A 25893-nucleotide genomic window follows, 5' to 3' on the forward strand; every position below is an offset into this window, starting at 1 on the left:
GTCAGATCCGACCGCACAGTCCGCGGTGGTAGCGGAGGTGTTCCGGCTTGATCTCATGGTCGGCCTGCCTCTTGAGCTGGTAGGCGAAGTCACCGGTCGAGTTCCGTCTCACCGCCCAGTCCTCGTCGATGTAGATGGCGAGCCTGTCGAATTCGACGTGGTGGTTGGGGCAGAGGCACAACAAGTTGGACAGCTCGTCGGGACCGTTATGGGGCCCACCGATGCCTCTGATGTGCGCAGCCTCGCTGTAGTGGCTATACCTCGTCTCCACGCGAGCCCCGCACACCTGGCATTCGTGCCCGTACATCACCTTGATGTCTTCGACGAGCTGCTGATCCCGGTCGGGTCGTGACGAGGTGACCGAACGGCGGGGCACTGGGTCATTACCGCCCCCGCTGTCGGGGAGCTTCCCACTGGCCGTCGCATACCCGGCAAGGCCCACCCGTTCCAGGAGTTCCTCGCGGTCGACGTCGCCGAGATACGTGGAACAGAGTAGGCCGATGGCGTCGGCACGGGCCAGTGAGCGGCGAAGCACCTTTGCCGCGTCGCTGTTGAATCCAGCGGCCGCGCGCACCGCTGTCAGCTGGGACGGCGTGGCGTCCGGGCCCTCGATCCCCTCGACGTCCCACAGGCCGCTGCTGCGCAGGCGGCAGAAGGGGTACTCGGGCGTGACGTTTGAATCCGGGAGACCGAAGTCCTTCAGCAGGGGTCCGACCTCATCCCTGAAGGTCTCCCACCCCACCATGCGGTCCCGTTCCGCAGCCAGACGGCCGATGGCCCACAGGAGGGTGATGGGTTTGTGACGCGAGGGGCGGTGCCCCCTCATGTGGGTCCTCAAGCCGGAGAGCGCCCGGAAAACGTCATCCCTTCCCAGCTTCGCCCCTTGACGCGGAAAGGCGATGCCAGGCCTCGGGAAGCCGCCTCCTGAGGGGGCCGAGGCGTCGACCATGCCCAGGAATCGTCGCCGTCCTTCAGCACCCACCAGCGTCAGCGAGCGCAACGGCACGGGCACGTCAAGCCCTCTGAGAATGGGTTCCGCCGGCACATCGAGCTCCACGATGTCGCCCAGAGCCATGATGTGTTCCCAAGTCTTCTCCTTGTCGTCCACACCCCAGACGGCCTTGGCGAGCGGCTGGTTGTGGAAGAGTCCGAGGATCCTCGCTTTGGCGACGAATTTCTTGGCTGCGTAGAAGAGCACCTCGTCGCCGGCCCGGCGTCCCTCCAGCGCGGTCACTTTCTCGGACTTTTCACGCACGGGGGGCGTCGATCCCCAGAGCCGTGCCACACCCGTCGGGAAGAGATTCCGCAACGCTTGGGCATCCGCGCCGAGAACGTGCTCGTACTGTGCGAGGCGGACGCCCTCGCGCACGGAGTGCCTGAAGTGCTGCGGCCCCCGGACGCGCGCCGTGCCCCTCGGCTGGAGCACCCACTGAACCCCTGCCGGAGCCTCCATGACGCGCCCGCCCTCTGCCTCTTCAGCCCCCGTGTAGGGGGTCTGCCCCCCGCTCTCCATCTTCATGATTGACAGGTTAACTAAAGCCACTGACAAGACGTCTACAGCCGCATGCGTGCCAGGACTTCCGCACCGGCGGCGGCACCCGACCTTCGGCGTTCGGAGGACACGCGTCACCATCGCAGCCGCTATGTCCACGCAGACTGGCACGCTGGTGCCAGCCGTTATGTTGACTGCACAGAGACTGGCCAAATCGGGCACATGGGAATGAAGCACGGCGGGGACGTCGCATGAAGGAAGGCCGCTGGGAAACGGTCACGGATTCCGAGTTCCCGCATGAGCGTCGTGGCCTCGAAGCCATCCGCTCGGAGCTTCCGGACAACGATCCGTGGCGTGCCTGGTCGAACTTCACATTCACCGCGAACTCCGGTCACGTCCGCGGAATGCGCCCGTCCTGACGGCCCCTTGGGGGCGCAAGTCCAGGCCGTGCGGACGGTCTTCACCATCAGGCGACCGGCAGCCCCGGTGCCGGATAGCCGTCCATCAGGTCCTTCACCTCGGCGCGGACCGCGGTCACCACGGCTTCGTCGCCGGTGCGGGCCGCCCCGACCACGCGGTCGATCCACCCCGCGACCGCGGCCATCTCCGATGCGGGGATGCCCCGTGACGTCAGGGCGGGGGTCCCGATCCGGATGCCCGAGGGGTCGAACGGCTTGCGGGGGTCGTACGGAACGGTGTTGTAGTTCACGACGATGCCGGCCCGGTCCAGCGCCTTGGCCGCCGTCTTGCCGGGGACGTCCTTGCCGGTGAGGTCGATGAGCAGCAGGTGGTTGTCGGTGCCGCCGGAGACGAGGTCGAAGCCGCGGGCCGCCAGCTCCTCGCCCAGGGTGCGGGCGTTGGTCACCACGTCGTGTGCGTAGCCGCGGAACTCCGGTGTGGCGGCTTCGTTCAGCGCCACGCCGATGGCCGCGGTGGTCTGGTTGTGCGGGCCGCCCTGGAGGCCGGGGAAGACGGCGCGGTCGAGGGCGCGGGCGTGTTCGGCCCGGCTGAGCAGCATCGCGCCGCGCGGGCCGCGGAGTGTCTTGTGGGTGGTGGTGGAGACGACGTCCACGTGCGGGGCGGGCGAGGGGTGGGCGCCGCCGGCGATCAGGCCCGCGATGTGGGCGATGTCCGCGACGAGGACCGCGCCCACCTCGCGGGCGATCTCGGCGAACCCCGCGAAGTCGATCTCGCGGGGGACGGCCGTGCCGCCGCAGAAGATCAGCTTGGGCCGCTCGGCGAGGGCCAGGTCCCGCACCTCGTCCAGGTCGACGCGTCCGGTGTCGCGCCGCACCCCGTACTGGACCCCGTTGAACCAGGTCCCGGTGGCGGAGACACCCCACCCGTGGGTGAGGTGGCCGCCCATGGGGAGCGACATGCCCAGCACGGTGTCGCCGGGCTTGAGGAAGGCCAGGTAGACGGCGAGGTTGGCCGGGGAGCCCGAGTAGGGCTGCACATTGGCGTGCTCCATGCCGAAGAGCGCCTTGGCCCGTTCGACGGTGAGCGTCTCGACCTGGTCGATGATCTGCTGGCCCTCGTAGTACCGCTTGCCCGGGTAGCCCTCGGAGTACTTGTTCTGGAGGACGGTGCCGGATGCCTGGAGCACGGCGGCGGAGACGTAGTTCTCGCTGGGGATCAGGCGGAGGGTGTCGGCCTGGAGCTGCTCCTCGGCGGCCACCAGCGCGGCGAGTTCCGGATCGGCGGCCGCCAGCGCGGGGTGGCGGGGGCGCGAGGACGCGGGGGACGCGGGGGACGCGGGGGACGCGGAGGGTGAAGGTACGGAAGAAGGCGAAGGTACGGATGTGGTCACGGGGATCCTCCCGGGTCGGTCGCATTGCTGCGGCGTGGACCCGGATGCCCAGGCGGACGGCTCTCCGGCGATGATGCCCCCGGGCAGGCCCGGGGTGTGCCGCTCCCTCGTGGTCGATTCCACTGAGCACCCCCTGCGGGGGACGCGCGCCAGTCGCGGCAGTCCGCAGCCTACCGGGCGGCGGTGCCCAGCGGCCGTAGACATCCCTCTCCGACAGGCAAAGTGGCTGGGGCGTCAACATCCGTCCTGATTGATCCCCCTTCACGGGCGAGTGGGCGGGGTGGGATACGGGCAGATTCACCGGGACAGAAATGTGGCTCGACGGTTGGGGGACCGTGTGGAGTCGGGGGATCAGGGTCAGCGGTCGTGGAATCAGCGGCCGCGGAATCAGCAGTCACCGGACCAGCAGCCGTGGGATCGGCTGCCGCCGGATCAGCAGCGGGGGGATTCGCAGGGGCGCGAGGGACCGTCGGTGTGGCCGGACGGGTTGCCGGCCAGGCCGGTCCAACCACCGTCACCACCAGCCGGACAGGCACCGCCACCACCCGGACAGCCACCGCCACCGCCGGGTCCGCCGTTGCCGCCGGGCGGTCCGGGGTCCGCGCGGGGACCGGGGCAGGTGCTGCCGGGTGCGGCGCTGCGTGCGGTGGCTGCCGCCCTGCTCAACCTCAGTGGTCTCGGGCTCGGTTATGTCCTGCTGGGGCGGTGGTTCCGGGCCCTTCTGTGCTGGGTCGCCACGGGCTGGCTGCTGTTCGCGGCGCTGCCCGCCGATCCCGGCGGAGTGTCCGGGGGCCTGGTCACCGGCTATCTCCTCGTCCTGGCCCTCGCCGCGGCCGACGGGGCGTGGACGGCGAGGCGCACGGCGGTGGGCGGGTCGTGGCGGCCGGTGGTGGCTGCGGTTGCGGGCCTGGCGCTGCTGGCCGTCCCCGCCGGCAGTGCTGTCTGGTACGGCTCCGCGCAGGACGAGGCGGTCGAGCGGATGCTCCTCGACCGGCTGGAGGAGGGCGGCCGGACGGTCGAGGCCGCATCGGGCAAGGCCTTCGGTGCGGCCCGGGAGGACTACCGTTCGGCGCTCGCCGTCTACCGCGAGCTGGGTGAGGACCATGCCGGGTCCCGGGCCGGAAAGCTCGTGCCCGCGCGGCTGGACGCGTACTACAAGGCCATAGCGGCTCCGTACCGGCAGAAGAAGCACTGCGAGGCCATCGAGCCGCTGACCTATCTGCGGACGGTGCCCGAGGCGATCGATCCCGCGCTGCTCGGCGCCCTGGTCCGGTATCCCGACGAGCCGCTGGCCGAATCGATGTACGCGTGCGGGGTCACGCAGTTGCACGACGGAGCGGCGGGGGTGAACGGCGGAGCGCTCGGCGATCTGCTGCGGACGTTCCCGGGCTCCCCGCAGGCCGGACGGGTCGGGCCCGCTGTCTCGAAGGAGATAGCGGCGCAGAAGACGGCGGTGGGCGACAGCGGCAGTCCCTGCGCGGCCACGGAGAAGCTGCGAGGGCTCCGCGCGGCGACGGCGTCATTGCCGGACAAGGCGGTCGCGAAGCTGGCCGCGCAGGCCGACGGCGGGATCAGGGACGGTGTCTACGCCTGCGGGCTCGACGAGTTCAAGGAGAAGCGGTTCGGGGAGGCCCGCAAGACGCTGACCGGGTTCGCCGACACCTACGGAAAGGACGGACGCCGTGCGCGGGCGCGGGACATCGCCATCGCCGCGGAGATAGCCGACACCCGGGCGGCGGCCGGCAGCCGGCTCCCTCCGACGGGCACGCCCGGCGGCGCCCGGATGGAGCTCGTCCTCTCCAATGACGCCCCGGACGGGGTGGAGGTGCTGTACACCGGGCCGGTCACGGGCCGGGTGACCATCGGAGGCTGCGGAAGCTGCACGCCGTACACATGGTCGTCCGGTGCGCTGAGGGCCTGCAAGGACACGGGGAAGAACTACCCGCACGCGACGCTCCGGCTTCCCGCGGGCGAGTACCACTTCCTGTACAAGCACCGGGTGGACGCGGGAGGTTCCGGTGCCCTCGTCAGCAGCTACGCGGACGGATCGAGGATCCAGCCCGGCTACCGGTACACCGGCTGCACCTACGTGACCACGTCGACGTCCTTCGGCGGCGGCCTGACGGACACGGTCTCCTTCAGGTGACCGGCCAGACGCATACGGAGATAGAGGAGGTAGCGGGCAAGGAGGCGGATCTTCGGCGGTTCGGTGACAACTGACGCCGACGCGGCTGCCCTTGGCCGATTCTTGGCGAATGCATGCCCCATGCATGAGGTGATCCTCGCCAGAGTGGCGCATTACATGTGCACATCATCCGGCACATGCTCCACACGCGAGACCCACATCGCAGGGGGTTACGTTGAGAATCAGCCGCGCCGGACGACGCGCCGGGCTGAGCATGGCAGTGACACTGCCACTGCTCGCCGGTGCGCTCGCCCTCGGGATACCCAACGCCAGCGCGGACTCCGCGCCGGGCGGCCGGGACGCGCTGCAGGGCACCAAGCCGGCCTGGGCGACCGCCACGGCCGACCAGGGGGCCACGGCCGACAGCGGAAAGGTCGCGGTCCGGGTCCATCTGGCCGGGCGTGACGCGAAGGGGCTGGCCGCGTATGCCGCCGCCGTTTCCGACCCGCGGTCGCCGTCGTACGGGAAGTATCTGAGCGCCGCGCAGGCACAGGAGCGGTTCGGGGCCACGCAGGAGCAGGTCGCCCGGGTGAGCCAGTGGCTGAAGTCCAGTGGACTGACGGTCACCGGCAGCAGCCTGCACTACGTCTCCGCCACCGGTGACGTGGCCGCCGCCGAGAAGGCGTTCGGCACCCAGCTGCGCAACTACCGCAAGGGCGGCCGGACCTTCCGGGCCCCGGCCGGCACCGCCTCCGTGCCCGCCGCGCTGAGCGATGCCGTGCTCGCCGTCTCCGGTCTGGACAACGCACCGCACAAGTCGAGCCATGACGAGGTGCTGCCGCCGCCGGACGCCGTGTTCCGCAACGCGGGGCCGTTCTCCTCGTACTTCGGGTCGAAGACCGCCTCCACCCTGCCGAGCGCGTACGGGTCCAAGGTGCCGTACGCGGTCAAGGGGTACACCGGAAAGCAGCTGCGTGCCGCGTACGGGGCCGGAGGCTACACCGGCAAGGGGGTGACCGTCGCGATCACCGACGCGTACGCCTCCCCCACCATCGCGAAGGACGCCGCCGAGTACGCCGGGCGCAACGGCGACGCACCGTACCGGCGCGGGCAGCTCAGCCAGGTGCTGCCGGACGACTACACGAAGACCGAGGAGTGCGGGGCCTCCGGCTGGTACGGCGAGGAGACGCTCGACGTCGAGGCCGTGCACGCGGTCGCGCCCGCTGCCGACATCGTCTACGTGGGCGGCGCGTCCTGCTACGACAACGACCTGCTGGACTCGCTGAACAAGGTCGTCGACTCCCGCCTCGCGGACATCGTCTCCAACTCCTGGGGCGACATCGAGGCCAACCAGACCCCTGACCTGGCGCTCGCCTACGACCAGGTGTTCAAGATGGGTGCGGTCGAGGGAATCGGCTTCTACTTCTCCTCGGGCGACGACGGCGACAATGTCGCGTCCACCGGCACCAAGCAGATCGACGTCCCGTCCAACTCCGCGTGGGTGACCTCGGTCGGCGGCACGTCACTGGCCGTCGGCAAGCACGACACCTACCAGTGGGAGACCGGCTGGGGAACGACGAACGCGCTCCTGTCGGAGGACGGCCGGAGCTGGACCGACTTCCCCGGGGCGTACACCTCGGGCGCGGGCGGCGGCACCAGTTCCACCGTGAAGCAGCCGTTCTACCAGCGCGGCATCGTGCCGGACTCGCTGGCGAAGGCGAACGGGAAGACCCGGATGCGCACCGCTCCGGACATCGCGGCCGTCGCGGACCCCAACACCGGCTTCCTGGTGGGCCAGACGCAGACGCTGCCCGACGGTTCGCTGGGCTACGACGAGTACCGCATCGGCGGCACGTCCCTGGCGGCCCCGGTCATCGCCGGTGTCCAGGCCCTGGCACAGCAGGCGCAGCGCGGCCGGCCGATCGGCTTCGCCAACCCGGCGATCTACGCCCGCTACCGCTCCGGGGCGTACCACGACGTGACGGACCACCCGCTGGGGTCCCGGCGTGACCTGGCCGTCGCCCGGGTGGACTTCGTCAACGGGTTCGACGCGGCCGACGGCCTGCGGACCTCGGTGCGGAGCCTGGGCAAGGACGCCTCGCTGTCGGCGGTGCGTGGGTACGACGACGTGACGGGTGTCGGCACGCCGGCGTCCGGCTACGTGAGCTCCTACCGCCGGCGCTGAGCCGCGCGCCAGGGGCGCATCGTCACGAGGACGGACCGAACGGCCGTCGCGGGGTCTGCATCGGGCCCCGTGGCGGCCGTTCGGTCCGTCCGTGGTACGGCGGTGGCGGGGACGAGGGCGTCGCGGCCGCCTCAGTGGCCGGTCCGTGCGGTGAGGTAGCGGTCCAGCCCGCCGATCAGGATCTCCAGACCGGCGGTGAAGGTGTCCTGCCGCACACCGGAGTTCCACTCCGCCACCCAGGCGCCCAGGTGCGGGAACGGTCCGAAGTCGGGCGCCTGCGAAGCGGGTCCGGACGCGACGGTGGCGACACCGGCGGGGGAAGCGGGCTCCGAGGGGGCGGGTTCCTGACCGGCGGACTCGCCGCGGGCCGGTTTCCGGCGGACGGATTCCTCACCGGTGGGGGTGTCCGACTCGCCCTGTTCCTGGAGTGCGAAGCCCGTCACATAGCTCAGCACCGTGTCGCAGCCGTAGGCGACCGCCGCGATGGGCGCGCCCGTTCCGCGCAGTACGCCCATCAGTCCGTCGGCGAAGCCGAGCCGGTTCGGGCCGAGCCAGGCGGACCCGGCCACGAGCCGGGCGGCGTCCCGGTGGGCGAGCAGCACCTGACGCAGGTTCACGGCCATGGCGCGGACCGTCTCCCGCCAGTCGCCCCCGTCGGCCGGTGGTGAGAGTTCGCCGAGGATCTTCTCCGCGAGGGCGTCCAGCAGGTCCTGCTTGTTCTTGACGTGCCAGTACAGGGCTCCGGGCCTCACGCCGAGTTCCGTGGCGAGCCTGCGGGTGGACAGGGCGTCGAGCCCGATGTCATCGAGCAGTGTCAGCGCCGCGTCCACCACTTCCGACCGCTGCAGGGGCATCGCGCCCCTCCGTTCCTTCATCACGGACCCCAGCTGCTCCCGAGCCCTGCGCCCCACCATCATCGGCTCCCGCCGCGGCACCGTCCGACAGCCCCCGGTCGCCGATCTCACTGGCGACGGCGTCGATGTCGTCGATCTCCCGCAGTCTCATCTCCTTGAGGAGGAAGGAGACGAGGAAGGCCACCAGCATGATCGCCGCAGCGCTGACGAAGACCACGCCGAGGGCGGCGGTGAAGGCGTCGAGCCCCGCCGCGCGTGCGGGCTCCGGCAGGCCGGCCAGCGTCTCGGGGGTGATGTCCCTGCCGGCCAGTCCGGGCGCCCTGCTCTCGGCCACACGGGCGGCGAACTGATTGGTGAGCACGGCCCCGAAGACCGCTGCCCCGAAGGACTGGCCCATCGTCCGGAAGAACGTCGCGGTGGTCGTGGCCGCACCGAGATCGCGATCGGGCACCGCGTTCTGGACCGCCTGGACGAGCACCTGCATCAGCAGGCCGAGACCGAGGCCGAGCAGCAGCAGTCCGGTCGCGAGCACCCCGTACGAGCTGTCCGCACGCAGCGTGCCCAGCACGCCGAGCCCGCCGGCGGCGACCGCCGTACCGATCACCGGGAAGATCTTGTACCGGCCGTCGCGGGCGGAGATGACGATGCCCGAGCCGATGGAGGCGACCAGAATGCCGACGATCATCGGCATGAGCCGGAGGCCGGTCGCGGTGGGGGTCATGCCCTTGACCAGTTGGAGGTAGAGCGCGGCGTAGGTGATCGCGCCCATCAGGGCGAAGCCGGTGACGAAGAGCATCGGGGCGGCCACGGCCACGGTGCGCTCGCGGAAGATCGGCGGGGGCATCAGGGGTTCGGCCGCCCTCGTCTGCCACCGGGCGAACAGGCCGAGCAGGATCGCACCGGCAGCGGCGAGACCGAGGACGGCCGGGTCGGACCAGGCGTACGTCACGCCGCCCCAGGTGGTCATCAGGAGCAGCGAGCAGGTGGCGGCGACGACGAGCAGCGCACCGGCGAAGTCGATCCGGTGGCCGCCCCGCCCGGTGGCCGGTGGCAGCTTCAGCAGGGTCGCGACCATGGCGATGCCGACGAGCCCGATCGGCAGGTTGACGTAGAAGACCCAGCGCCAGGAGGTGTGGATGCCGAACAGCGCGTGGTCGCCGGTGAGGAATCCGCCGGCGAGCGGCCCGCCGACGGTCGCCAGCGCGATCACCAGACCGGCGACGCCCTGGAACTTCGCCCGGTCGCGGGCCGGTACGGCCCGGGCCAGGAGGATCAGCGAGACGCTGTAGAGACCGCCGGCCCCGATGCCCTGGACCGCCCGGAACGCGATGAGCTGCCCCACCGAACCGGCGAGGCCGCACAGCGCGGACGCGGCGAGGAAGATCCCGGCGGCGACGAGGAACACCTTCTTCGCCCCGTACAGGTCGGAGATCTTGCCGTAGAGCGGCTGGGTGGCGGTCGAGCCCAGCATGTAGGCGGTGATCAGCCAGGGCATGAGCCGGACCCCGTCGGCCGGGTCGAGGGCCGTGGCGATCGGGAAGGCCGAGACGGACACGATCGTCTGGTCGAGCGCGCTGAGGAAGGAAGTCAGCAGCACTCCGACCAGCGCCCAGATCACCCGGCGGCCGGGCCCGCTCCGCGCCGCTTCGGGCACTGCCCGTACCGCCCCCACCACACCGTCGGCTGCCATCGAACCCACCCCTGGACACGGAATTGAACACTGACCAATTGGTCAGTGTTCAATTTAGGGACGCCGACGGCTCCGCGCAAGCCTTCGAGGGGCCGCGCGAAGGCGGAATGCTGACCCGAGGGGTCAGGCCGAGGCGCGCTTGCGCGGGGTGTGCTGCGCGGCCGTCTGCTTCTTGGCCGCCGTCTTCTTGGAGGCGGCCCCCTTGGCGGCGGTCTTCTTCGCACCGGTCCCGCCGCTCGACGCGCTCTTCTTGGCCGCCGGCTTCCGCGCCCCCGCCGTGGACTTCTTCGCCCCGGAGGACTTGCCGGAACCGGAGCCGGAACCGGCCGACGCGCGCGACACCGACTTGCCCGTCGGGGTCCTGCGCGTACCGCCCGAGGCCTTGGAGGTCGATGCCTTGCCGGCCGACGCCTTGCCGCCCGAGGACGCGCGGTCCGAGAGCGAGGTGACCTTCGCGACCGGGGTCTCGTCGTCGTCCGCCCCCTTCCCCCGCGCCCCGGACTCCTCCCCGCGGGCCTCCTTGGCCGCCCGCACGCTGCCCTCCAGCGCGGCGATGAGGTCGATGACCTTTCCGCCGGACTCGTCGGCCGCGGCCGGCTCCAGGGTCTCGCCGGAGGCCTTGGCGGCGATGAGTTCCTCGACCGCCTCGCGGTAGTCGTCGTGCAGCGAGTCCATGTCGACCTCGCCGAGCGTGTCCATCAGGGCGTCCGCGAGGTCGAGCTCGGCGTCGCGGACCGTCACGTCACTCTCCGGGGCGACGCCTTCCGGAGCCCGGATCTCGTCCGGCCAGAGCAGACCGTGCATCGCGATCACGTCGTCGACGACCCGCAGCATGCCCAGCCGTTCACGGCCGCGCAGCGCGTACTTGGCGAGGGCGACCTTCTGGCTCCGCTTCAGCGCCTCGCGCAGCAGGGTGTACGGCTTGGCGGCCGGTACCCCGTTGGCGGAGAGGTAGTACGCCGCGTCCATCTGGAGCGGGTCGATGGAGTCGGCGGGCACGAAGGCGACGATCTCGATCGTCTTGGCGGTGGGCAGCGGCAGCGAGCCGAGGTCCTCGTCGGTGATCGGGATCATCGAGCCGTCGGCGTCCTCGTACGCCTTGCCGATGTCGGCGGCGGTCACCTCCTCGCCGTCCAGCTCGCACACCTTCCGGTAGCGGACCCGGCCACCGTCGGCGACGTGGATCTGGCGGAAGGAGATCGAGTGGTTCTCGGTGGCGTTGACCAGCTTGATCGGGATGCTGACCAGCCCGAAGGAGATGGCGCCGTTCCATATGGACCTCACCGGTCACCCCTTAAATGCGTTACGCCCGTATAGATCCAGTTTTCGTGTGATTCTTATCGTATGACGCCGATCACAGTGGTGGAGGGGCGGCGGCTGTCGCTCAGCAACCTGGACAAGGTGCTGTATCCGGCCACCGGCACCACCAAGGGCGAGGTGCTGCACTATTACGCGGCCACGGCGGCCGCGCCTCTGCTGGCGCACCTGCGGGACCGGCCGCTGTCCTTCCTGCGCTATCCGGACGGGCCTGACGGGCAGCTGTTCTTCACCAAGAACCCGCCGCCCGGTACGCCGTCCTGGGTACACACCGCCCCGGTGCCGCATCACGACAACGAACAGGCGCGACAGGTCGTCGTCCAGGACCTCGCCTCACTGATGTGGGCGGCCAATCTGGTGGTGGAGTTCCATACCCCGCAGTGGCGGGCCGGGGCGCCCGGGCTGGCCGACCGGCTGGTGTTCGACCTGGACCCCGGGGCGCCCGCGACGGTCGTGGAGTGCTGCCGGGTCGCGCTCTGGCTGCGCGAGCGGCTGGCGGCCGACGGGCTGGAGGCGTACGGCAAGACCTCCGGGTCGAAGGGGCTGCATCTGCTCGTCCCGCTGGAGCCCACCGCGTCCGAGCGGGTGTCGGCGTACGCGAAGACGCTCGCCGTCGAGGCGGAGGGCGAGCTTCCGGATCTTGTGGTGCACCGGATGAGACGGGCGCTGCGGCCCGGCAAGGTGTTCGTCGATTTCAGCCAGAACGCCGCCGCGAAGACGACCGCCACCCCCTACACCCTGCGCGCGCGGACCGAGCCGTCCGTCTCCGCGCCGGTCACCTGGGCGGAGATCGAGACATGCCGCGGGCCAGCGGAGCTGACCTTCCTGGCGGGCGACATGGCGGAACGGCTGGAGCGGTACGGCGACCTGCTGGCACCGCTCACCGAGCCGGAGCGGGGACGGCCGGTTCCGGACACACCGTAGGGGGCTGCCCCCCTGGCGCTCCCGGTGCGGGCATACCGCACCACCGCAGGCGTTGTCATGTTCAAGGGCAAAAGACGCTGTGCGGCAGGTGGATTGTCCGAGCGGTGGTGCACACTCTGCGCAGACGCTGCATCGTGAAAGCCGTGGGGAGGCGATGGCGTGTTCGCGGGGATCGACGAGGTCGACTGGGCCTCGATGGAGCATGCCTACGGGCCTGCCGATGATGTGCCGGGCCTGCTTCAGGGCCTCGCGTCCGCCGATCCGGCGGAGCGCGAGGGCGCGCTGGACGGTATGTACGGGGCCGTGCACCACCAGGGGGACGTCTACGCCTGCACGCTCGCCTGCATCCCCTTCCTCTTCGAGCTGGTCGTCGATCCGGCCGTCCCGGACCGCGGCAGCGTCGTCGAGCTGCTGACCAGCATCGGCGGCATCGACCTCGACGAGGACGAGATCGACGAGGACGAGGCCGAGGGCGCGGCGAACTACGCGATGGCGGCGGCTGCCGTGAGCGCGGGCGCCGGCGTCTTCTTCGCGCTGATGGCCGACGACGACCCGGGGGTGCGGGTCTCCGCCCCGCTGGCCCTGGCCACGCTGCACGGCGATCCGGCGCGGGTCCTGACCCTGCTGTGCGAGCGGCTGGCGGTGGAACGGGACGAGGAGGTGCGCCTCGCCCTGGTCGAGGCGGCGGGGCGGCTCGGGCTGCGCCACCGTTCGCTGACCGGCCCCATCGCCGACTGGCTGAGCCGGCTGGCCGCGGAGGCGAACCCGCCGGGGCTGCGGCTGGCGGCCCTGGCCCAGCTGGCCAGGTGCGCGCCCCGGTCGCTTCCGGGCGATGTGGTGACGGTGGTGTCGGGCCTGCTGCGGCAGCTGCGCTCCGCACCGGGAGAGCCCGGAGCCGGCGAAGTGCCCGAGGTCCGCGAGGACCCTGACGGCCTCGCCGACCCCGATGACTGCGAGACCTCCGAGACCTCGTCGTGCACCGCGGCCGCGGCGCACGGCGAGCCCGAGCCCGCCGCTGCCGATGCCGCGCCGGTGACCCTGGTGGGGCAGGTGCGGGCGCCGGCAGCCGAGGAGCGGACCGGGCGGACGGCGCCCTGGGCCGCCGACCTGCTGCGCACCCTGCACGTCGGCCTGGACGACCGCGTCGCCGAGCGCACGGCGCTGCTGACCGATCAGCTCCGCAGCCCCGACTCCGGACAGCGCATCGACGCCGTCCGGATGAGCAGCGGGCTGATCCGGGCCTGGCGCGGTTCCTACGGGGAGCTCGTCCGGCTCGTGGGCGAGCAGCTCGCCTCGCACGAGCCGAAGCTCGCCGATGCCGCCTCGCACGTCCTGGAGGAGCTCTTCTGCCTGGCCGCACCCGCCGCTGACGCGCTGGCGGCCCGGGTCTCGGCGGATCCGGGCGCCTGGGTGAAGGAGTGGGCCAGCGGGCCGCCGGGGCTGGGCAGTGCGGTGAAGGCCCTGGCCCGGCTCGGCGACGCCCGCGCGCTGCCCGCGCTGGAGGCGGCCCTGGAGCGGCCCGAGGTGCCGCACGACGTGGGGTTCGCCATCGGTTATCTGGGCGCGGCCGCCGAGCCGCTGGCCGGACTGCTGCGCCGCAGGCTGAGCGAGGTCGGGCTCGACGAGGGGGCGTACGACCGGGCCAGCCCGCTGCTCGCCGGGCTGACCGCGCTCCGGGCGGGCGAGGCGGCGCCCGAGGTGCTGCGGGTGCTGCGCGGGGCTCCGGAGTACCGGGGCGAGTGGCTGCGTACGGCGGCGCTGCGGGCGCTCGGCTCGTTCGGGCCCGCGGCGCACTGCGCGGTCCCCGAGCTGCGGGCGATGATCCGCCGCCCCGGCACGGCGGCGGCCACGGAGGCGGCCGAGGCGCTGTGGGCCGTCGACGGGGACGCCGGGGCCGTGCTGCCGGTCCTGATCGAGGGGCTCCAGGCGGAGCACGCGCGCGAGCGGCGGTCGGCGGCGAGCGCGCTGGGCCGGCTCGGCCCGCTCGCGGCGGTGACCGCGCCCCGGCTGCGGGCGCTGCTGCTCCACGAGGAGCTGTGGCTGCGGGTGGACGCGGCGATCGCACTGTGGGAGGTTTCCGGTCGGGCCGAGGAGTCCGTTCCGGTACTCCTCGCGGCCTGGGAGAAGAACCGTCATGTCAGGGTTCGGGTGGCCGAATGCCTGGCGCGGACGGGGGCTGCTGGGGCAGGGTCGGACGCGGTACACGTGCTGCACGCCGAACTCGCCTCCGTACGCCGTCACAACGCGATGGACGGCGGATACGGCAGCCACGACACACACGAGGACGAAAAGCTGCTGGCGCTCTGCCGCCGGGCGCTCCTGGGGAATACGGGGAAGGGACCCACGACATGATCATTTTCGGTACGCGAGGCTATCTCTACCAACTGGCCGTCCTGACGCTGGTCTGCGGCTGGTGCGGGAATCCGGCCGCGCACACCCTGCGCAAGCGGGTGACGAAGTTCACGCTGTTCTTCGTGCCGCTGTTCCCCTTCTCGACGAAGTACGCCACCCAGTGCACCTTCTGCGGCGGTGAGCAGAAGATCCCCAAGGAGCAGGCCGATCAGCTGCTCGCCCAGCACGTGGCGGCCGGTGACGGGAATCCGTTCGGCCAGGGCCAGCAGCAGCCGGGGCACGCACCGGGCGCGCAGGGGCAGGGCCAGAACCCGTACCAGCACTGAACCGGCATCACTGAACCGGCATCCGCACCGACTCCCTGCCGGAACTAAATACACATAAGAGACTTCCCTCCGAATAAGGTCTACGGAGCCGGGGCCGTGCGCGCACGCACCGCCCGGGCCGTCGGAGAGGGAGGAAGACATGCGTCCGCAGCACCGGAGCGGGCACCGGGCGGAGCGCCGCACGGCGGTGGCCCTCGCGGCCGTCGCCGGCGCCGCACTGCTGGCCGGCTGCGGCACCGGGGGCGAACTGCGGAGCGCCGGGCAGGTCCCTACGGCGATCGGTCCGGCCCGCCTCTGGCCGGAGCTGCCGCCCGCCTCCGCCGCCCCGTACGACTACGGCGAGGGCGAGACCGCCCATATCCCCGGCATCACGGTGCCGGGCGGCGATGTGCACCGGCTGGACCCCGTGGCGGTGGTGCAGGCAGGGCTCAACGCCCGTGCGGACCGCTCCAGCGGCACGGCCGAGCTGCCGGCCGAGGCCGTCCGGCGGATCCGCGCCTGCCGGACCGCGCCGAAGTCCTGCCCGGTACTGCCGCCGTACTTCCGCGATCTGACGGGCGACGGCCGGGACGAGATGGTCCTGGCCATCCAGCTGGCCGACCGCCAGCTCTCCGTACGCGTCTACATGCCGGAGCCGAGCGGGCTCACCCGGATCATGTCCACGTCCGACGCCGTGATCAGCGTGGAGCTGGCGGGCCGGGACCTGATCATGCGGGCACCCTCGGCCATCACGGGCTACCAGTACCGCACGGCCTGGTCCTGGGACGACCAGCAGCGCGCCATGCTGCCCACGCAGGACGAGATCCTGCGGACGGCCCCGCGCGCCGAGCCCGGCCGGCGGCCCGCCGCGACCGAGCGGCCGAGCCCCGCGGCGACGGCATCCACGCCGCCGGCCGCCACCCCGTCGGCCCTGCCCACCGAGGCGCCCTCGGCGGCCGTGTCGGCGGAGCGCCGGTGAGCCGCCGCCGGGCGGACGAGCCCCCGGTCCGCGCCTCCCGGCGGCGGCTGCGGCTGCCCGCCTGGACCGCGACGCTCACCTGGAGGTCCGCGGTCTTCATCACCGTCATGTGCTGCGTGCTCGCCGCCCTGCTGGGCGTCCTGGTGCACACCGCCGTCACCCGGCAGACCGTCGGTCACGCCCGCGAGAAGGCACTGTTCAGGCTGACGGACGTGACCGCCGCCTACGAGGCGGGCGAGGCGCTGCCGCCGCGTTCCGGGCTCGATCCGCCGGGGCTGCCCGCGTCGCTGCGCGCCCTGGCGGTGGGCGGGAAGCGGGGCACGATGGTGGCCGACCACCTCGGCCGCCCCACGATGTGGGCCGCCGCCCCGGCCGACGGGCACGCGCTGGCGACGCAGATCGACTACAGCCAGAGCGCCCGCACGATCAACGGCCTGGACGGGGCGATCGTCGGCTCCTCGCTGCTGGCGATCGGCGCCACGCTGCTCGTCGGCGCGTTCTCCGTCACCCGGGTCACCCGGCGGCTGCACCAGACCGCGCGGGTGGCCCGCCGGATCGGGGCGGGCGATCTGGACGCCCGCGTCAACGACCCCCGCACGGCCGACCCCGCGCGCCGGCAGGATGAGGTGGCGATCGTCGCGGGGGCACTGGACACGATGGCCTCGACGCTCCAGCGCAAACTCGTGTCCGAGCAGCGCTTCACCGCGGATGTGGCGCACGAGCTGCGCACCCCGCTGACCGGTCTGTCGGCCGCCGCCGAACTGCTGCCGCCGGGCCGCCCGTCGGAGCTGGTGCAGGACCGGGTCCGGGCGATGCGCGCGCTGACGGAGGACCTGCTGGAGGTCTCCCGGCTCGACGCCCGTACCGAGCGGGTCGATCTCGCCGTGCACGAACTGGCGCCGCTCACCGAGCGGGTGGCGCGGACCTTCGGGCCCGGCACCGAGGTCAGGTACGCGGCGGACGGGCCGCCCGTGCGTGTCGAGACGGACAGGCGTCGGCTGGAGCGGGTGCTCGGCAATCTGATCGGCAACGCGCACCGGCACGGCCGCCCGCCGGTGGTGGTGACGGTCGACGGGCCGGTGGTGACCGTACGCGACCACGGCGACGGCTTCCCGGAGTATCTGACCGCGGGCGGTCCGCAGCGTTTCCGCACGGAGGGCGGCGGCAAGGGGCACGGCCTCGGGCTGACCATCGCCACCGGGCAGGCCGGTGTGATGGGCGCCGGGCTGGTCTTCGAGAACGCGCCGGACGGCGGGGCGGTGGCCCGGCTGACGCTGCCGGAGTACGTACGCCTGGACCATGACGACGAGCCACCCGCATAGGACCCACGGGCATCCGACCGCAGGACGGCACCCGGAACCCCGCGAACCTCCGCACTATGACATAAGGGAAATAACCCCCACGTCTTGCTACGTTGCGTGGCATGACCGCAACGACGGCGGACGCACCCCCGCCCGAGCTGCGCCTGCCCAAGCGGCGCGGCGTAGAACTCTCGCTCCTCATCGGGGCCGTCCTGATCTCCGTCTACGGCTACGCCGCTGTCGGCCTGGCCCACGACGACGCGGTCCCGCCCGATGTCGCCGGATACGGCGGCGGCCTCGGGCTGCTCGCCCTGCTCGCCCATCTCGCCGTCCGCTTCCGCGCCCCGTACGCCGATCCGCTGCTGCTGCCCATCGCCGTCCTGCTCAACGGCCTGGGCCTGGTGCTGATCTACCGGCTCGACCTGGAGACCCCGAAGGACCAGGCGGCCCCCACCCAGCTGATCTGGTCCACGCTCGGCGTCGCGTTCTTCATCGCCGTGGTGGTGTTCCTGCGCGACCACCGGGTGCTCCAGCGCTATGCGTATCTGTCCGTCGCCGCCGCCCTCGTCCTGATGATCGTGCCGATCTTCTTCCCCGCGGTGAACGGCGCCAAGATCTGGATCCGGGTCGGCGGATTCTCCTTCCAGCCCGGCGAGTTCGCCAAGATCCTGCTCGCCGTGTTCTTCGCCGCCTACCTCGCGGCGAACCACAACGCCCTGGCGTACACCGGCCGCAGGATCTGGAAGCTCCAGCTCCCCACCGGGCGGGTGCTCGGGCCGATCGTCGCGATCTGGCTGTTCAGCGTCGGTGTCCTGGTCCTGGAACGTGACCTGGGGACCTCGCTGCTGTTCTTCGGCCTCTTCGTGATCCTGCTGTACGTGGCGACCGGCAGGACCGGCTGGATCGCCGTCGGCCTGCTGCTGGCCGCTGTCGGCGCGTTCGTCGTCGGCTCCTTCGAACCGCATGTGCACAGCCGGGTGCAGGACTGGCTCGACCCGTTCGCGTCCATCGACGCCGGCCGGGGCCCCGGGCAGCTCGCCCAGTCGCTGTTCGCCTTCGCCGCGGGCGGGATGCTCGGCACCGGGCTGGGGCTCGGCCACTCCATCCTCATCGGCTTCGCCGCCAAGTCCGACTTCATCCTGGCGACGGCCGGCGAGGAGCTCGGCCTGACCGGGCTGACCGCCGTCTTCCTGCTGTACGCCCTGCTGGTGGCCCGGGGATACCGGGCCGGGCTCGCCCTGCGCGACGCGTTCGGACGGCTGCTGTCGATCGGGCTCGCCTCGATCCTGGCGCTCCAGGTGTTCGTGATCGCGGGCGGGGTGATGGGGCTGATCCCCCTGACGGGCATGGCGATGCCGTTCCTCGCGCAGGGCGGCTCATCCGTGGTCACCAACTGGATCATCGTGGCGCTGCTGATCCGGGTCAGCGACGTGGCCCGCAGACCCCACCCCGACGAGGTGGAGACCGGCGTCGTCGCACCGGCCCTGGAGGACGAGCAGTGAACCCGTACCCGTCGACCGCGCAGGAGGCCCGGCCGTGATCCGCTACATCCGGCGCGCCGCCGCGTTCTGTCTGCTGCTCCTCGTGGCCCTGCTGGTGAACGCCGCCCGCGTCCAGGTCTTCGACGCCGACGAGCTCGACGACAACTCCGCCAACCGCCGCTCCACGATCGACCGTTACGACCGGCCGCGCGGCAGCATCCTGGTCGGCGGCCGGTCCGTCACCGGCTCGAAGGACACCGGCGAGCAGCTCGCGTACGAACGCACCTACCGCAACGGCCCGCTGTACGCGCCGGTGACGGGGTACGCCTCGCAGACGTACGGCACCACCCTGATCGAGAACGCCGAGGACGGGATCCTCTCCGGCACCGACTCCATGCTCGCCCCGCTCCCCTTCTGGAACGAGATCACCCGCAGCCGGCAGCCGGGCGGCGATGTCGTCACCACCATCAAGGACTCGATGCAACGGGCCGCCTACGAGGGGCTCGGCGGACGGAAGGGCGCGGTCGCGGCCATCGAGCCGACGACCGGCAAGATCCTGGCCCTGGTCTCGACACCCTCGTACGACCCCGGGCGGCTGTCCGGAACCGGTTCGTCCGTCACCGACGCCTGGCGCGAGCTCAACGCGTCCACGAGGCAGCCGATGCTCAACCGGGCGATCCGGCAGACGTATCCGCCCGGCTCCACGTTCAAGATCGTGACGGCCGCGGCGGCGCTGGACGCCGAGGTCGTCACCGATCCGGACGACGCGACCGACACCCCCTCCCCCTACGTCCTGCCGGGCACCACGACCACGCTGCCCAACGAGGCGAGCGGCTGCGAGAAGGCCTCCCTGGCCGAGGCGATCCGGGTCTCCTGCAACACCGTGATGGCGCACCTCGGGGTGGAGGTCGGTCTGGACGGCATGGTGGACGCTGTCGAGAAGTTCGGTTTCAACGACACCGGGCTCAAGATCCCGTCCGGGGTGGCCAAGAGCAACTTCGACACGGAGATGAGCGACGACCAGCTCGCCCAGTCCGCGATCGGCCAGTTCGACACGACGGCGACGCCGCTCCAGATGGCGATGGTGGCCGCGGCCGTGGCCAACGGCGGCGACCTCATGTACCCGCACCTGGTGGACCGGACGACCACCCACAGCGGCTCCACCGTCCGCACCACCGGCTCGCGTTCGTACCACCGGGCGATGAACCCGATGACGGCGATGCAACTGCGCCGGATGATGATCGACGTGGTGCAGGACGGCACCGGCACCAATGCGGCGATCGACGGGGCGACGGTCGGCGGCAAGACCGGCACGGCGCAGCACGGGATCGACAACTCCGGCATGCCGTATGCCTGGTTCATCTCATGGGCGCAGGCCGAGGGCTCCGCGAGGCCGGCCGTCGCGGTCGCCGTGGTCGTCGAGGACGCCGCCGCCGACCGGGCCGACATCAGCGGCGGCGGCAGCGCGGCCCCGATCGCCCGTTCCGTGATGGAGGAGGCGCTGGAAGACTGATCCGGTGACGGATCCCAGGAGTGTCGCGGAGGCGCTGGACGCGGTGGAGCGGGAGGACCCGCGGCTCCGTGCCTTCATCGATGTGTGGCGCGACGAGGCGCTCGCCCGGGTGCCCGGGGCGGCCCGGCTCCCCCTGGCGGGGCTGCCGTTCGCGGTGAAGGGACCGGCCGGGATCCGCTCGTACGCCGCCCGCCGGCTGATCGCGGCCGGCGGCGTACCGGTCGGCGCGACCTCCGTGCCCGGCCCCGGCACGCACTGGAAGACCTGGGGTCTCGGCGCCCACGGCCGCACGGTCAACCCGTGGCGTCCCGACCGGACGCCGGGCGGTTCGTCGGCGGGCTCCGCGGTGGCGGTCGCGGCGGATCTGGTGGGGCTGGCGACCGGCAGCGACGGGGCGGGTTCGGTGCGGATCCCGGCCGCGTGGTGCGGGGTGTTCGGGCTGAAGACGACCAACGGGCTGCTGCCCTCCCCCGACCGTTCGGGGCTCGCGTCCGCCGGGGTCCTCGCCCGGTCGGCCGCGGAGGCGGAGACGTATCTGCGCTGCGTCCTGGACGGCTACGCCCCGGCCCCGGCCGGGCTGCCCCTGCGCGCCGCCCACAGCCCCGGCCTCGGGTACGCGGACGTCGACCCGGAGGTCGCGGCGGTGGTGCGGGGCGCGGTACGGCGGCTGACCGCGGCGGGGGTGGTCCGGCTCGTGGACGGCGGCTGCGAGCTGCTGGACCCGGGGGCGGCCTGGCAGGCCGTACGGAGCGGAGAGGTGCCGCGGTCCCTGGCGGAGCTCCGGCGCGAGAACGACCGCCGACTCGACGCCTTCTTCGCGGACACGCCGCTGCTCCTCACGCCCGTCACCCCCAACCGCCCGCACGGCCACGACGGTCCGGGCGGGCTCTACTCCACCGCGCTGACCTGGGCGTTCAACCTGAGCGGTCATCCGGCGGCGAGCGTGCCCGCCGGATTCACCCCGGACGGCTGCCCGGTCGGGCTCCAACTGGTGGCGCGCCGCGGCGCGGACGCCGCGCTGCTCGCCATGGCCCGTGCGGTGGAGGACGCGCTGGGCCCCCTACGACCGTGACGGGCGGTCCCGGCGGGCGGCGCCCGGTCAGCCGGCCTCGGTCGCGGCTATCGGCTTGCGCGACTCGGCCCTGACCTTGGCAGTGTCCAGCGCGGCCTTCTCCAGGTCGACCTCCTCCGGGTCCTGGAGCGCGGTCTCGGCGGTGACGACGGCGACGAAGGACGCGGTGTTGCCGTCGCCCCAGGCGCACATCGGGAGGGTGCTGCTGACGGCCCCCTCCTTCGACCGCACGACCTGGCAGGACACGGTGATCCCGTACCCGTCGGGGGTGAACTCCCGGGCGGGGACGGCGATGGTCATGCCGTCGTTCTCGGCCGCGCCCTCCAGGATCTTGTCGCGGGTGAACTCCGGTCCCTTGATGCGGCCCCACAGGCCGGAGATGACCAGGGTGCCGCCGCTGTCGGAGGTGTACTGGGTGACGACGGCCTTCGCGTCACGGATGCTCGGGTCGTAGGTCTTCTCGATCTCCCGTCCCTCGGTCGACGAGAGGTCCTTCGCCAGCGTGTACTCGTCGTCGAGCAGCGTCCTGGGCACGGTCAGCCGGTACTCGGCCGCCGGGAAGCCCCCGGCCACCGGGAGTCCGCCGTCGTCCGCCGCGTCCACCAGCCGGGCGACGCCGAACGCGATGCCGCCGGCCACCACCAGGGCGCCGACGACGATCCCGGCGATCAGTCCGGCCCGGCTCCGCTTCGGCGGCGGCATGCCGGGGAACCCCGGACCGCCGAACGCGGGCCCGCCCCAGGGCTGGGGCGGCGGCGCCTGCGGATAGCCGTAGGGCGGCTGCCCCGGCACCGGCTGCCCGCCGTACGGGTTCTGCGGGGGCTGCTGCGGCGGGACGTACGGGCCTTGTCGCGGAGGGCCGTACGGACCCTGCTGCGGGTCGTACGGGCCCTGCGGCGGCTGGGGCGGCGGCGTGGTCATGGCGCCCAAGTTACGTCATGCGGGCGAACGCCCTTTCGAGCCCCAGGTGCGGGCCGCGCGCCCGCCTCAACTCAGCGCCTCGCGGCGGCGCAGCCACTCGGCCGGCACCCCCTCGACCCCCGTGACCGCACCGACGACCCCGCCGGTGATGGCACACGTCGTGTCGACGTCCCCCAGCCCCTCGGCCGTGGCCCACAGCGCCGCCTCCAGATCGTCCGGGTGCCGGGCCGCGGTCCACAGCGCGAACGGCACGGTGTCGTCGGAGCGGATGCGCTGCCCGTTGCCGAGCAGGTCGGCGGCCTTCCACGGCTCGGTGCCGAAGGGGACGTCCACGGCCCGCAGCAGTCCCTCCCGCACCGCCCCCGCCGGGGTCCGGCCGGCGACTCGGGCGAGCGTGAACTCGCCGCGCACCGCCAGCGCCGCGGCCACCGCGACCGCCACCGCCCCGGCGATCCCCTCGGGGTGGGCGTGGGTGACCTCCGCCTGCAAGGCGGCCTGCGCGGCCGCGAAGCCGACGTCGCGGTGGAAGCGCGCGCCGAGCGGGGCGACCCGCATCGCGGCGCCGTTGCCGAGGCTGCCGCCCTCGAAGAGTTCGGGGGCCAGCGTCCGCCAGTCCGCAGGGGAGGTCAGCAGTGCGGGCAGCAGGAGGTGCATGCCGTGGCCGTAACCACGGCCCGGATCGACCTCGAAGGCGAGGGCGAAGAGCAGCGCGAGACGGTCCTGTTCGACCTGCCCGTGCTCGTCGAGCACGCGCTGGAGGGCGCGGGCCAGCGCGGTGTCGTCGGTCCAGTTCCAGACCGGCTCGGGCGGGGTGCGGCGTGCCCTGATCTCGTTGTACGCCTGCCTGGGCTCCCGGAAGAGGGGGAACCACCGCTCCCCGAACGCGTCCCCGAGCGCGAGCCCTTCGAGACTGCGGCGGGCTGCGGCGAGGTCCGGGGCGACAGTGGTGGAGGTCATGGGGCCATCCTCCCGCCGCCGGCCCCGGACCGTACACGGGATTTCGGCCATGCCGCCTGCCCACCGCGCGGCCCCGGCCCGCCGCGGCCCCATGTGATCCTGGTGCCATGAACGATCGACGTGGTCCCGCCGTCGTCCGGGCTCCGGCCGGCGCCCTCTCCACCGTGGACGGGCTGTCCGCGATGCTCACCGGCTACCTCCTGCAGACGGAGGCGGAGAAGGGCCGGCCCGTCGCGGACGCGGCCGCGCTGCCCGAGCGCTACCGGGCGGAGGCCGAGGACCCCGACAGGGCGTTCGCCGACGCCACCGTGTTCGTCGCGCGGGACGGGGAGACCGCCACCGGCTGTGTCGTGGTCACCGCATCCGTGGACGGCCGGGTGGAGATCAAGCGGCTGTGGACGGACCCCGCGCACCGCGGCCGGGGCGTCGCCTCCGCGCTGCTGGACGCCGCGCTCGCGCACGCGGCGCGGGAGGGGGTGCGCACCGTGCGGCTGTCGGTGTGGCAGTGGCGCACCGGTGCCCTCGCCCTGTACGAGCGGTTGGGCTTCACCGTCGTCCCGCCGTGGGACGAGCGTCCGGACCTGATCTGCATGGAGCGGCCGGCGGACCTCCGCCGCACCGCCGCGGACGCCGCCGCCCCCTGTACAGGACAGGAACGTTCGTAGATCGTTGCAACCGTGACAGAGACCAACGGCACGACGGACCGGCCCGGCAGCATCAGCCGCGAGGTGCCGGCCGGCCGCGGAGCGACCCTGCCGAACAGCCCGGCGGACCGGACGCGGGGCAGCCGGACCGCGGGTTTCCGGGATCCGGGCGGCCACGTCCGGGAGATCGCGCGATGACCGCCGCACCCGGACCCGCGACAGCGGCCGCGACCGTCGCACCCGGTCCCACGGACGCCGAGATCCGCGCGCTCCTGTCGTCCCTGGACGGCCAGCGCCGCCACGTCCTCGGCATCCTCGAAGGGCTCGACGAGGAGGCGCTGCGGCTGCCCGTGCTGCCGTCCGGGTGGACCTGTCTCGGCCTCGTCCAGCATCTGGCGCTCGATGTCGAACGGTTCTGGTTCCGTGCCGTGTTCACGGGCGACACGACCGTGATCGCCGCCCTGGACGAGATCGACGACGCCTGGCAGGTGGACCCCGGCGTCACGGTCGCCGAGGTCCTCGACCGGTACCGCGCGGAGATCGCTCTCGCGGACGCCGTCGTCACCGCGGCGGCGGCCGGTGCGCCCCTGGCCTGGTGGCCCCACGACCAGTTCGGCGCACCGCACCTGCACACCCTGCGGGACGTCCTGCTGCACGTCATCACCGAGACCGCGTGCCACGCCGGTCATCTCGACGCGGCACGCGAACTCCTCGACGGCCGGCGCTGGCTGGTCCTGACGTAGGGCCGCCGTTCGGACCGCTCCGGGCCTACCGGCCCTCCCCGCCGTCCGCGATGGCCTCGGCGACCTCCGCCACCCGCTCCTGCTCCTCCACCGCGAACCGCTCCCGGTCCAGCTGTTCGGCTATCTCCTCGTCCTGCGCCATGAGGAGGTCCAGGCTGGAGTCGCCCAGCTCCAGGACGCCCATGTCGACGTACGCCTTCTGGAGCCGTTCGCCCCACAGGCCGATGTCCTTCACGCACGGGACGATGCGGCTGAACAGCAGCTTGCGGAAGAGCTGGAGGAACTCCGAGTGCTCGGAGAGCTCCTTCGCCTCCTGCTTGCCGATGCCGAAGTTCTCCAGCACCTCCACACCGCTGAGCCGGTCGCGCATGAGGTAGCAGCCCTCGATGACGAACTCCTCGCGCTCGCGCAGTTCGGCGTCGCTCAGCTGCTTGTAGTAGTCGCGCAGCGCCATCCGGCCGAAGGCGACATGGCGGGCCTCGTCCTGCATGACGTACGCGAGGATCTGCTTCGGCAGCGGCTTGGTGGTGGTGTCGCGGATCATGCCGAATGCGGCCAGGGCCAGGCCCTCGATGAGGACCTGCATGCCGAGGTAGGGCATGTCCCAGCGCGAGTCGCGGAGGGTGTCGCCGAGCAGCCCCTGGAGGTTGTCGTTGACCGGGTAGAGCATCCCGATCTTCTCGTGCAGGAACCGGCCGTAGATCTCCGCGTGCCGCGCCTCGTCCATGGTCTGGGTCGCGGAGTAGAACTTGGCGTCCAGGTCGGGGACGGACTCGACGATGCGGGCCGCGCAGACCATGGCGCCCTGTTCACCGTGGAGGAACTGGCTGAACTGCCAGGAGGTGTAGTGCTTGCGCAGCTCTCCCCGGTCCTTCTCGGTCATCTTCGCCCAGTGCGGGGTGCCGTACAGGGTGAGGGCCTCGTCGGGGGTGCCGAGCGGGTCGGTGGGGTCGACCTCCAGGCTCCAGTCGATGCGCTTGTTGCCGTCCCACTGCTTGTCCTTGCCCTTCTGGTACAGGGCGAGGAGCCGCTCACGGCCGTCGTCGTAGTCCCAGCTGAACCGGGCGGCACCCGAGGCGGGCACCGTCCACAGCGGCTGCTCGGGGGCGGTGGTGTAGAGGTCGTGTGTCGACACGGACGGCTCCTTCGCCTCGCGGTCTTGCGGTAAGTCCCCCAGGACCTTTCTCAGTTGGCAGGTTCACACGCTGGTAGACGCCGGGTCAACAAG

At 72.2% G+C, this 25893-nt stretch carries 21 protein-coding genes and 1 riboswitch; of the genes, 13 read left to right on the plus strand and 8 right to left on the minus strand.

Annotation, left to right across the window (positions count from 1 at the left end):
- Position 1 precedes the first annotated feature (1 nt).
- Both OG521_12485 and OG521_12490 read right to left on the minus strand, forming a co-directional pair.
- Positions 2-1519 carry an HNH endonuclease gene (locus OG521_12485; GenBank protein WUW21561.1) on the minus strand — a complete coding sequence of 506 codons (1518 nt, stop codon included), beginning with the start codon at positions 1517-1519 and terminating at the stop codon, positions 2-4.
- A 439-nt stretch (positions 1520-1958) separates the two neighbouring features.
- Positions 1959-3203 (minus strand): serine hydroxymethyltransferase, encoded by a 1245-nt coding sequence (locus OG521_12490; GenBank protein WUW26657.1) that lies wholly within the window; start codon positions 3201-3203, stop codon positions 1959-1961.
- Between the two features lie 138 nt (positions 3204-3341).
- Positions 3342-3469: riboswitch (ZMP/ZTP riboswitch) on the minus strand.
- A gap of 452 nt (positions 3470-3921) precedes the next feature.
- On the opposite strand from OG521_12490, the gene OG521_12495 reads away from it, so the two are divergent.
- A complete protein-coding gene (locus OG521_12495; GenBank protein ID WUW21562.1) occupies positions 3922-5448 on the plus strand; it encodes a hypothetical protein in 1527 nt (508 codons plus the stop codon).
- A gap of 253 nt (positions 5449-5701) precedes the next feature.
- Complete coding sequence (locus OG521_12500; GenBank protein ID WUW21563.1) at positions 5702-7612, plus strand: S53 family peptidase; 1911 nt, start codon at positions 5702-5704, stop codon at positions 7610-7612.
- Between the two features lie 131 nt (positions 7613-7743).
- Here OG521_12500 and OG521_12505 read toward each other — a convergent pair whose 3' ends face one another.
- From OG521_12505 to OG521_12515, 3 genes are all read right to left on the minus strand, one after another.
- Positions 7744-8466: a TetR/AcrR family transcriptional regulator C-terminal domain-containing protein gene (locus OG521_12505; protein ID WUW21564.1), complete on the minus strand. Its 723-nt coding sequence runs from the start codon at positions 8464-8466 to the stop codon at positions 7744-7746.
- Positions 8414-10156: an MFS transporter gene (locus OG521_12510; GenBank protein WUW21565.1), complete on the minus strand. Its 1743-nt coding sequence runs from the start codon at positions 10154-10156 to the stop codon at positions 8414-8416. Before OG521_12510 ends, OG521_12505 begins: the two co-directional genes overlap by 53 nt.
- 123 nt (positions 10157-10279) lie before the next feature.
- Complete coding sequence (locus OG521_12515; GenBank protein ID WUW21566.1) at positions 10280-11440, minus strand: Ku protein; 1161 nt, start codon at positions 11438-11440, stop codon at positions 10280-10282.
- A 60-nt stretch (positions 11441-11500) separates the two neighbouring features.
- Between OG521_12515 and ligD the strand changes: the two genes are divergently transcribed.
- The 8 genes from ligD (at position 11501) to OG521_12555 (ending at position 21400) form a co-directional block, all read left to right on the plus strand.
- The gene (gene ligD, locus OG521_12520) at positions 11501-12397 is read left to right on the plus strand and encodes a non-homologous end-joining DNA ligase (protein ID WUW21567.1); all 897 of its coding nucleotides are present in this window, start codon (positions 11501-11503) and stop codon (positions 12395-12397) included.
- Positions 12398-12556: 159 nt separating this feature from the next.
- Positions 12557-14749 carry a PBS lyase gene (locus tag OG521_12525; GenBank protein ID WUW21568.1) on the plus strand — a complete coding sequence of 731 codons (2193 nt, stop codon included), beginning with the start codon at positions 12557-12559 and terminating at the stop codon, positions 14747-14749.
- Complete coding sequence (locus tag OG521_12530) at positions 14746-15075, plus strand: zinc ribbon domain-containing protein (protein WUW21569.1); 330 nt, start codon at positions 14746-14748, stop codon at positions 15073-15075. The genes OG521_12525 and OG521_12530 overlap by 4 nt, the downstream gene beginning before the upstream one ends.
- Positions 15076-15214: 139 nt before the next feature.
- Positions 15215-16033, plus strand: coding sequence for a hypothetical protein (locus OG521_12535; GenBank protein WUW21570.1), 819 nt, complete (start codon positions 15215-15217; stop codon positions 16031-16033).
- Entirely contained in the window at positions 16030-17355 is a 1326-nt protein-coding gene (locus tag OG521_12540) for a HAMP domain-containing histidine kinase (GenBank protein WUW21571.1), read from the plus strand. The genes OG521_12535 and OG521_12540 overlap by 4 nt, the downstream gene beginning before the upstream one ends.
- Before the next feature lie 101 nt (positions 17356-17456).
- Positions 17457-18836 (plus strand): FtsW/RodA/SpoVE family cell cycle protein, encoded by a 1380-nt coding sequence (locus tag OG521_12545; protein ID WUW21572.1) that lies wholly within the window; start codon positions 17457-17459, stop codon positions 18834-18836.
- A 34-nt stretch (positions 18837-18870) separates the two neighbouring features.
- The gene (locus tag OG521_12550) at positions 18871-20328 is read left to right on the plus strand and encodes a penicillin-binding transpeptidase domain-containing protein (protein ID WUW21573.1); all 1458 of its coding nucleotides are present in this window, start codon (positions 18871-18873) and stop codon (positions 20326-20328) included.
- Between the two features lie 4 nt (positions 20329-20332).
- Positions 20333-21400, plus strand: coding sequence for an amidase family protein (locus OG521_12555; protein WUW21574.1), 1068 nt, complete (start codon positions 20333-20335; stop codon positions 21398-21400).
- Positions 21401-21427: 27 nt separating this feature from the next.
- Here OG521_12555 and OG521_12560 read toward each other — a convergent pair whose 3' ends face one another.
- Together OG521_12560 and OG521_12565 are read right to left on the minus strand one after the other, a co-directional pair.
- Entirely contained in the window at positions 21428-22321 is an 894-nt protein-coding gene (locus OG521_12560; protein ID WUW21575.1) for a hypothetical protein, read from the minus strand.
- 66 nt (positions 22322-22387) lie between these two features.
- Positions 22388-23278 (minus strand): ADP-ribosylglycohydrolase family protein, encoded by an 891-nt coding sequence (locus OG521_12565; GenBank protein WUW21576.1) that lies wholly within the window; start codon positions 23276-23278, stop codon positions 22388-22390.
- A 107-nt stretch (positions 23279-23385) separates the two neighbouring features.
- On the opposite strand from OG521_12565, the gene OG521_12570 reads away from it, so the two are divergent.
- The 3 genes from OG521_12570 to OG521_12580 are packed head-to-tail and all read left to right on the plus strand — an operon-like array spanning position 23386 to position 24665.
- Positions 23386-23943, plus strand: a complete 558-nt coding sequence (locus OG521_12570; protein ID WUW21577.1) for a GNAT family N-acetyltransferase — start codon at positions 23386-23388, stop codon at positions 23941-23943.
- Between the two features lie 12 nt (positions 23944-23955).
- Complete coding sequence (locus tag OG521_12575; GenBank protein ID WUW21578.1) at positions 23956-24120, plus strand: hypothetical protein; 165 nt, start codon at positions 23956-23958, stop codon at positions 24118-24120.
- Positions 24117-24665, plus strand: a complete 549-nt coding sequence (locus OG521_12580; protein ID WUW21579.1) for a DinB family protein — start codon at positions 24117-24119, stop codon at positions 24663-24665. The genes OG521_12575 and OG521_12580 overlap by 4 nt, the downstream gene beginning before the upstream one ends.
- Positions 24666-24690: 25 nt before the next feature.
- Here the strand turns inward: OG521_12580 and OG521_12585 are convergent, their stop codons facing one another.
- The gene (locus OG521_12585; protein WUW21580.1) at positions 24691-25800 is read right to left on the minus strand and encodes a ferritin-like domain-containing protein; all 1110 of its coding nucleotides are present in this window, start codon (positions 25798-25800) and stop codon (positions 24691-24693) included.
- Positions 25801-25893: the final 93 nt, after the last annotated feature.

Source organism: Streptomyces sp. NBC_01463, from assembly GCA_036227345.1.
Taxonomy (GTDB): domain Bacteria; phylum Actinomycetota; class Actinomycetes; order Streptomycetales; family Streptomycetaceae; genus Streptomyces.

Bases quoted from the DNA above. Each gene is read 5' to 3' on its own strand.
- OG521_12535 (WUW21570.1), top strand. From the start codon at position 15,215: ATGCGTCCGCAGCACCGGAGCGGGCACCGGGCGGAGCGCCGCACGGCG.
- OG521_12500 (WUW21563.1), top strand. From the start codon at position 5,702: ATGGCAGTGACACTGCCACTGCTCGCCGGTGCGCTCGCCCTCGGGATA.
- OG521_12485 (WUW21561.1), bottom strand. From the start codon at position 1,519: ATGAAGATGGAGAGCGGGGGGCAGACCCCCTACACGGGGGCTGAAGAG.
- OG521_12565 (WUW21576.1), bottom strand. From the start codon at position 23,278: ATGACCTCCACCACTGTCGCCCCGGACCTCGCCGCAGCCCGCCGCAGT.
- OG521_12510 (WUW21565.1), bottom strand. From the start codon at position 10,156: ATGGCAGCCGACGGTGTGGTGGGGGCGGTACGGGCAGTGCCCGAAGCG.
- OG521_12530 (WUW21569.1), top strand. From the start codon at position 14,746: ATGATCATTTTCGGTACGCGAGGCTATCTCTACCAACTGGCCGTCCTG.
- OG521_12505 (WUW21564.1), bottom strand. From the start codon at position 8,466: ATGCCCCTGCAGCGGTCGGAAGTGGTGGACGCGGCGCTGACACTGCTC.
- OG521_12560 (WUW21575.1), bottom strand. From the start codon at position 22,321: ATGACCACGCCGCCGCCCCAGCCGCCGCAGGGCCCGTACGACCCGCAG.
- OG521_12580 (WUW21579.1), top strand. From the start codon at position 24,117: ATGACCGCCGCACCCGGACCCGCGACAGCGGCCGCGACCGTCGCACCC.
- ligD (WUW21567.1), top strand. From the start codon at position 11,501: ATGACGCCGATCACAGTGGTGGAGGGGCGGCGGCTGTCGCTCAGCAAC.
- OG521_12570 (WUW21577.1), top strand. From the start codon at position 23,386: ATGAACGATCGACGTGGTCCCGCCGTCGTCCGGGCTCCGGCCGGCGCC.
- OG521_12545 (WUW21572.1), top strand. From the start codon at position 17,457: ATGACCGCAACGACGGCGGACGCACCCCCGCCCGAGCTGCGCCTGCCC.